The sequence below is a fragment of the Streptomyces flavofungini genome (assembly GCF_041028215.1).
Taxonomy (GTDB): Bacteria; Actinomycetota; Actinomycetes; order Streptomycetales; family Streptomycetaceae; genus Streptomyces; species Streptomyces flavofungini_B.
The window spans coordinates 1-6,598 of sequence record NZ_JASKYR010000490.1; the positions used below are offsets into that span (position 1 = coordinate 1).

7 protein-coding genes are annotated in these 6,598 nt (G+C 73.3%); 6 read left to right on the plus strand and 1 reads right to left on the minus strand.

Features of this window, described 5'->3' with window-relative positions; translation table 11 throughout:
* Positions 1-175 precede the first annotated feature (175 nt).
* The 4 genes from AB8Z36_RS27820 (at position 176) to AB8Z36_RS27835 (ending at position 4,561) form a co-directional block, all read left to right on the plus strand.
* Complete coding sequence (locus AB8Z36_RS27820) at positions 176-814, plus strand: maleylpyruvate isomerase family mycothiol-dependent enzyme (protein ID WP_369216134.1); 639 nt, start codon at positions 176-178, stop codon at positions 812-814.
* A gap of 219 nt (positions 815-1,033) precedes the next feature.
* Entirely contained in the window at positions 1,034-1,795 is a 762-nt protein-coding gene (locus tag AB8Z36_RS27825) for a GAF and ANTAR domain-containing protein (RefSeq protein ID WP_369216135.1), read from the plus strand.
* A gap of 56 nt (positions 1,796-1,851) precedes the next feature.
* The gene (locus AB8Z36_RS27830) at positions 1,852-2,334 is read left to right on the plus strand and encodes a MarR family winged helix-turn-helix transcriptional regulator (protein ID WP_369216136.1); all 483 of its coding nucleotides are present in this window, start codon (positions 1,852-1,854) and stop codon (positions 2,332-2,334) included.
* Positions 2,335-2,464: 130 nt separating this feature from the next.
* Complete coding sequence (locus tag AB8Z36_RS27835; RefSeq protein WP_369216137.1) at positions 2,465-4,561, plus strand: MMPL family transporter; 2,097 nt, start codon at positions 2,465-2,467, stop codon at positions 4,559-4,561.
* 110 nt (positions 4,562-4,671) lie between these two features.
* On the opposite strand, the gene AB8Z36_RS27840 is transcribed toward AB8Z36_RS27835, so the two are convergent.
* Positions 4,672-5,004 carry a hypothetical protein gene (locus tag AB8Z36_RS27840; protein ID WP_369216138.1) on the minus strand — a complete coding sequence of 111 codons (333 nt, stop codon included), beginning with the start codon at positions 5,002-5,004 and terminating at the stop codon, positions 4,672-4,674.
* A gap of 387 nt (positions 5,005-5,391) precedes the next feature.
* Between AB8Z36_RS27840 and AB8Z36_RS27845 the strand changes: the two genes are divergently transcribed.
* Complete coding sequence (locus AB8Z36_RS27845; protein ID WP_369216139.1) at positions 5,392-6,015, plus strand: histidine phosphatase family protein; 624 nt, start codon at positions 5,392-5,394, stop codon at positions 6,013-6,015.
* A 92-nt stretch (positions 6,016-6,107) separates the two neighbouring features.
* On the plus strand, positions 6,108-6,598 hold a 491-nt coding region (locus tag AB8Z36_RS27850), incomplete at its 3' end, for an FAD-dependent oxidoreductase (protein WP_369216140.1).

Here is a 6,598-nt window from a genome sequence, read left to right on the forward strand (position 1 = left end):
TCCCCCCACTGTGGCCCCGTGGACACCGGTCGGAACTCCGCACTCATCTCGCTGTGACGCAGGTCACATGAACTGTCCGATCGGTTGGCGCGGGTACGGCGGTCATAGCTGCGTCGGCGGGCACCGCCGCGACACCGCCGCGGCCCCGTCCGCGTTCACGTGAGGAGCACCGGACATGGACCGTGACCAGGTACTGGCATGGACGAGGACCGAGCGTCTGAGCCTCGCCGACTTCCTCGGCACACTCGGCGACGAGGAGTGGAAGGCGGCCTCGCTCTGCACCGGCTGGACGGTGCACGACGTGGTCGCGCATCTGACACTGTCGACCCGCGCGACCCTGCTCGGCACCCTCAAGGGCGCGGTCCGGGCGCGGGGGAACTGGGAGCGGATGGAACGCGACGCGGCGCGCGAGCGCGCGGCCAGGTACAGCCCCGCCGAACTCACCGCACAGTTCCGCGAGACGGCGGGCTCCGCGCGCCGCGCCCCGCTCTCCGCGCCGCTCGACCCGCTGACCGACGTCCTCGTCCACGGACAGGACATCGCCCGCCCCCTGGGCCGCGCACGCCCGATGCCCGTGGAGCAGACCGTCGCGGCCCTCGCGCACGTGGTGGCCAGCCCCTTCTACGGAGCGCGCGGACGCCTGCGCGGTGTGCGCCTGGTGGCGACCGACGCGGACTGGTCCACGGGCACGGCGGCGGGCGAGGAGGCGCGGGGACCGGCGGGCGATCTGCTCCTGCTCGCGACCGGGCGTCCGGCGGGCCTCGCCGGGGTGGCGGGACCGGGTGCCGAGCGGCTCGCGAGGGCGCTGCCCTAGTGCCCCGCAGGTGTAACCTCGAACAACAGATTGTGGCCGCACGCAACCCCGTTGACGACTGATGTTGTGCTCCGGTGGCGACCGGGCGGCGGTCACCTCACCAAGAGCGGAGCCCGCCGGATTGATCAAGGGTACTGTTCCGGACACGGAACGTGGCCGACTCATGAGCCGGTCCGCCTGCGCGGCACTCGGCGTGCGCCGGCCTACCGAGGGGCGAGGATGAGCAGGGAAGAGTCGATCACCCGCACGTTCGTGGAACTCGCCGACACGTTGGCCGACGACTTCGACGTCACTGCCTACGTACGCCAGTTGACCCGCCGCTGCCGCGACATCCTCGGCGTCGCCGACGCCGTGGTCCTGCTGGCCTTCCCCGGGACAGGCACGCCGGGCCCGGTGACCTACGGCGACGATCCCGCCCTGGCCCCGCTCCTCGACGCGGCCACGCGGGTGGGCCCCGCCGTCGACGCGCACGCCACCGGCACCACCGTCGCCCCCGGCGACCTGGCCCGCGCGCCCGGCGCCTGGCACGACTTCACCGCCCTCGCGCGGCACGCCGGTTACACCCACGCCGCGGCCGTGCCCCTGCGGCTGCGCCAGGAGACGCTGGGCAGTCTGCTCCTGCTGCGCACCGGCGAGAGCCCGCTGGCCGCCGACGACCTCGATCTGGCCCGGGCGTTCGCCGAGGCGGCCGCGATCGGCCTGCTCCACGCCCACTCCTTCCGCCAGGCCGACACCCTCAACGAACAGCTGCACAAGGCGCTCCAGAGCCGCGTCATGATCGAGCAGGCCAAAGGATTCCTCGCCGCGCGGCACGGCATGTCCCCCGTCGACGCCTTCGAGACACTGCGCCGCCACGCGCGCAGCAGCCGCCTGCCGCTGGCCACGGTCGCCCAAGAGGTGATCACCACAAAGGGCCTCCCTCCGCAGGCTTCTTCCACCCGTCGCCCCGATCACCCCGACCCGGACGCGCCGACCGGCTGAGCGCGCCCCGGTGCACCGGGTACGTCCGGTGCGCCGAGCCTCTATAGGCTGCTCGCGTGGCACCTACCGACGACCCGGCACACCCCAGCGGCACCACGACGGACCTCCAGTCGTTCGCGGTGCAGCTCCGCCGCATGAACGGCGAGCTCAACCGCGTGGTGCACGCCTTCGCGGCCGGTCAGGACCTGCACGCCACCGACGTCCAGGCCCTGAGCGCGATCCTCGACGCCGACGAGCCGATGACCCCGGGGCGGCTGCGGGCCCATCTGGGCCTCACCTCCGGCGCCGTCACCGCCTGCCTCGACCGGCTCGAACGGGCCGGGCACATCCGGCGCTCGCGCGAGAGCCGGGACCGCCGCGTCGTGCACCTGCACTACGAGGACAGCGCCCGTGCCGCGGCACGCGCCTTCTTCCAGCCGCTCGCGGTCGCCGCGGAGAGCACCCGCGGCCGCTTCGACGCCGCGGAGCTGGCCGTCGTCATGCGGTTCCTCACCTCCCTCAACGAGGAACTCTCGGACGTACGCCCGCCGTCCCCCTGACGCGCACACGGTCCCGGGGGCGCTCCCACGACACCACCGGCCATTTGATTCAATCATTGAGATTGTTTACTACCGAGTTATTCAGGTACTCGCGTACCCGAACGCCCCCACCAAGAGCATCAGGAGATACATGTCCGCCGGTGCACGCCTCGCCCGCTGGCTCGTCCCCGCCGTTCTGCTCGTCGCCTGGCTCGGCGTCGGCGGAGTGCTGGGCCCGTACGCCGGGAAGCTGGGTGAGGTCGCCACCAACGACCAGGCCGCCTTCCTCCCGCAGAACGCCGAATCGACCCGGGTCATCGAGGCGCAGCGCGCCTTCGACCAGAAGGAGACACTGCCCGCCGTCGTCGTATGGACCGCCGAGGGGGAGAGCGACGGGTCGGCCCGGCGCCTGACGGACGCGCAGCGCGACGCGGCCTCGCGCGCCCTGCGCTCCCTGGACGGCTCCCCCGGTACGACGGGCCGCGCCTCGCCCGCCCTGGCGGCCAAGGACGGCCGCGCGCTCCAGGGCATCGTGCAGCTGCGGCCCGATCTGGGCGACGGACTGCCCGACGTCCTCGACCGCATCGACGAGGCGGCCGCGAAGGTGCCGGGGACCACCGCCCAACTGGCCGGACCCGCGGCGAGCCAGGCCGACCTGTCCGACGCCTTCGCCGGAATCGACGGCATCCTGCTGGGCGTCGCCCTGGTCACCGTGCTGCTGATCCTGCTGCTGGTCTACCGCAGTCTGCTGCTGCCCTTCGTCATCATCATCGGCGCGGTGTTCGCACTCGGGCTCGCCTGCGCGATCGTCTACGCGCTCGCCGACCACGACGTCGTACGCGTCGACGGGCAGGTGCAGGGCATCCTGTCCATCCTGGTCATCGGCGCCGCCACCGACTACGCCCTGCTGCTCACCGCCCGCTTCCGCGAGGAACTGGCGCTCGACGGCGACCGGACGGCGGCCATGCGCTCGGCCCTGCGCCGCTCGGCCGGGCCCATCGTCGCCAGCGGCGCCACGGTGGCCCTCGGCCTGCTCGCGCTGCTCCTCAGCGACCTGACCAACAACCGGGCGCTCGGCCCGGTGGGCGCCATCGGGATCGGCTGCGCGGTCCTGAGCGCCCTCACCTTCCTGCCCGCGGCGCTGCTGCTGCTCGGGCGGGCCGCGTACTGGCCCGCCAAGCCCCGTACCGCCCCGGAGGGTTCGGCCGGGCACGGAGTGTGGCGCACGGTGGCCCGCGTCGTGGACCGGGCTCCGCGCAAGGTCTGGGCGTGGACGCTGGCCGCGCTGTGCGTGTGCGCCGCGTTCGCCCCCACCCTGGAGTCCAAGGGCGTCCCCCTGGACGAGATCTTCGTCAACGACGCGCCGTCCGTGGCCGCGCAGAAGACTCTGGGCGAGCACTTCCCCGGCGGCTCGGGCAACCCGGCCGTCGTGATCGTCGACGCCGCCGAGGCCGACCGGGTCACCAAGGCGGTCCAGCGGACCGAGGGCGTGGCCGAGGCGGCGGCGGTCACCGCGTCCGGCCGCCCGGGAGCGGGCGAGCCCCTCGTCGTGGACGGCCGCGTGCGCCTCGACGCCACGCTGGAGGACCCCACCGACAGCGACGCCGCCAAGCGGACCGTGGCGCGGCTGCGCGAGGCGGTGCACTCCATCAACGGCGCCGACGGCCTGGTCGGCGGCTACACCGCCCAGCAGTACGACACCCAGCGCACCGCCGAGCACGACCGCGCGCTGATCATGCCGGTGATCCTCGCCATCATCCTGGTGATCCTGGTCGGCCTGCTGCGCTCGCTCCTGATGCCCCTGCTCCTGGTGGCGACGGTCGCCCTCAACTTCGTCGCCACGCTGGGCGTCGCCTCACTGGTCTTCGGGCACGTGCTCGGCTTCAGCGGCACCGACGCCTCCGTGCCGCTCTACGGATTCGTCTTCCTCGTGGCCCTCGGCGTGGACTACAACATCTTCCTCATGTCCCGGGTCCGCGAGGAGTCCGCGCGGCACGGCACACGTGACGGCGTCCTGCGCGGGCTGACGGCGACCGGCGGCGTCATCACCTCGGCCGGTGTCGTCCTCGCCGCGACCTTCGCCGCCCTCGGCGTCATTCCCCTCGCCTTCCTGCTCCAGATCGCCTTCATCGTCGCCTTCGGCGTCCTCCTCGACACCCTGGTCGTCCGCTCCCTCCTGGTCCCGGCACTGGTACGCGACATCGGCGACACCGCGTGGTGGCCGGGACGGCCCGGACGCGGGGCGTGAGAGGCGTTCCCGCACCACGGAGAAGGCGGCGAGCCCGGCAGCCGGGCCGCCGGACGGGGCCTTGCCGCCTCCCGCGGCGGCAAGGCCCCGCCGCCCTTCGGGCCGGGTGGTCAGGCGTCGATGAGCCGCAGGGCCTCGATCCGGTCCCAGCCGTGGGCGGTGACCCGCTCCCGCAGCCCGAGTCCGGCGGGCGCGCGCACGAGCAGGCGCCGCGGTGGCCTGAGGCTGTTGGCCAGCGCGACGAGGATCTCCAGGGCGCTGTTGGCGAGGTAGTGCACCCCGGCCAGATCGACGGTGATCTCCTGGGCGCGCAGGCTCTGTTCGGCGAGTGCGACGGCCAGCGGCCCCTTGTGCGTGCCGACGACCTCGCCGAAGAGGGACACGCCGGCCGCGTTGCTGGAAGGAGTGATGAGCAGAAGCTCGTCGGCGAAATAGCCGCGCATGGCGAACCTCGGAGGCAGTGCACCGAGCGAGAAAGGTGGCGACAGGAGACGGAGTCCGGTGGGCGATCCCCGGTTCGGTGCCAGGACGCGGGCACAGACTCCCGCTGGACGCAGCCGCTGGCGGAGAGGGCCCAACCCCGGACCCGAGAGATCGCCGGAACCCCTCCGCCGCGCTGACGGCCGCACGGGTTCCACGGACTGAGGTCCACCGTACTGCGGCGGGAGCGGTCGCGGCAGCCCGTCTCCGGCCAATCCGTGTGCCCCGGCCATGCACCCTCCGTACGTGCCACGCGTGGCACGGCTCGACGCGGGCAGCTCCCGTAGTACAAGATCACTCACCGATGTACCGGATCACCGCTCGGCGGTGGCGACGAAGGAGCCCGCGACGTGACAGGCACCGCCTCCCGCTACCTCTATCTCGTACGGCACGGTGAGGCGACGCCGGACGAGAGCGGGCTGACCGAGGCGGGGCGGCGGCAGGCCGCGCTGCTCGGCGAACGCCTGCGGGACGTCCCTCTCGCAGCCGTCCACCACGGCCCGCTGCCCCGCGCCCGGCAGACCGCGCACCTCATGGGTGAGCGGCTCGGCGACGTCCCGTTGCGCGTCACGGAGACCGCGGGCGACTACGTCCCCCACGTACCGCAGCGGGACGAGCTCCCACCGGACTCGGCCGACCTCTTCCTGCGCTTCCTTGACGGCGCCACGCCCGAGGAGCGCGAGCGCGGCCCCGTACTGGCCCGAAGGGCACTCGCGGAGTTCACCGGTCCGGTCGCCGGTGACCAGGACCGCCATGAACTGGTCGTGACCCACAACTTCCTCATCGCCTGGCTCGTACGGGACGCCCTGTACGCGCCGGAGTGGCGGTGGCTCGGGCTCAACCACGCCAACGCGGCCCTGACCGTCATCCGCTACCCGCCCGACCGCCCCGCCACGGTCCTGGTCTCCAACGACATGCGCCACCTGCCCGCCGCTCTGCGCTGGACCGGCTTCCCGCCCGAGACGCACGTCTGAGGTCTTCCTCCACGTTGACAGGGGCCTGTCGACATGTTGCGATAAAGCGCCCAATTGACGGGGGCCGGGGCCCCGAAACAGAGCGAGGATCCATGTCGCAGCGCGCCGCGACCATCGTCGGCGGCGGGATCGGCGGCCTCGCGACCGCCGTTGCCCTGCACCGCAGAGGCTGGCGGGTAGAAGTACTCGAACGCGCCCCGGAGTTCACCGAGGTCGGCGCGGGCATCTCCCTGTGGCCGAACGCCCTGCGCGCGCTGGCCGAACTCGGCCTCGCCGACACCGTCTCCGCCCTCGGAGCCGTCGAGACCGGGGGCGGCGTACGCGACCGCGCGGGCCGCTGGCTCTCCCGCACCGACAACGCGGAGCTGGAGCGGCGCTTCGGTCATCCGCTGACCGTCCTGCACCGCGCGGACCTGCTGCGGACGCTCGCCGACGCGCTCCCCGCCGACCGTCTGCGCCCCGGCGGCGAGGTCTCCTCGGTCCGCGACGACGAGGCCGCCGGGGGCGGCCGCCTCGTCGTCGAGCACCGGCACGGCGTGTCCCGGCCCGACCTCGTGGTCGCCGCCGACGGACCGCGCACCGC

Excerpts from the sequence above, each read along its gene's own strand:
- AB8Z36_RS27835 (WP_369216137.1), top strand. The coding sequence starts at position 2,465 with ATGTCCGCCGGTGCACGCCTCGCCCGCTGGCTCGTCCCCGCCGTTCTG.
- AB8Z36_RS27840 (WP_369216138.1), bottom strand. The coding sequence starts at position 5,004 with ATGCGCGGCTATTTCGCCGACGAGCTTCTGCTCATCACTCCTTCCAGC.
- AB8Z36_RS27825 (WP_369216135.1), top strand. The coding sequence starts at position 1,034 with ATGAGCAGGGAAGAGTCGATCACCCGCACGTTCGTGGAACTCGCCGAC.
- AB8Z36_RS27820 (WP_369216134.1), top strand. The coding sequence starts at position 176 with ATGGACCGTGACCAGGTACTGGCATGGACGAGGACCGAGCGTCTGAGC.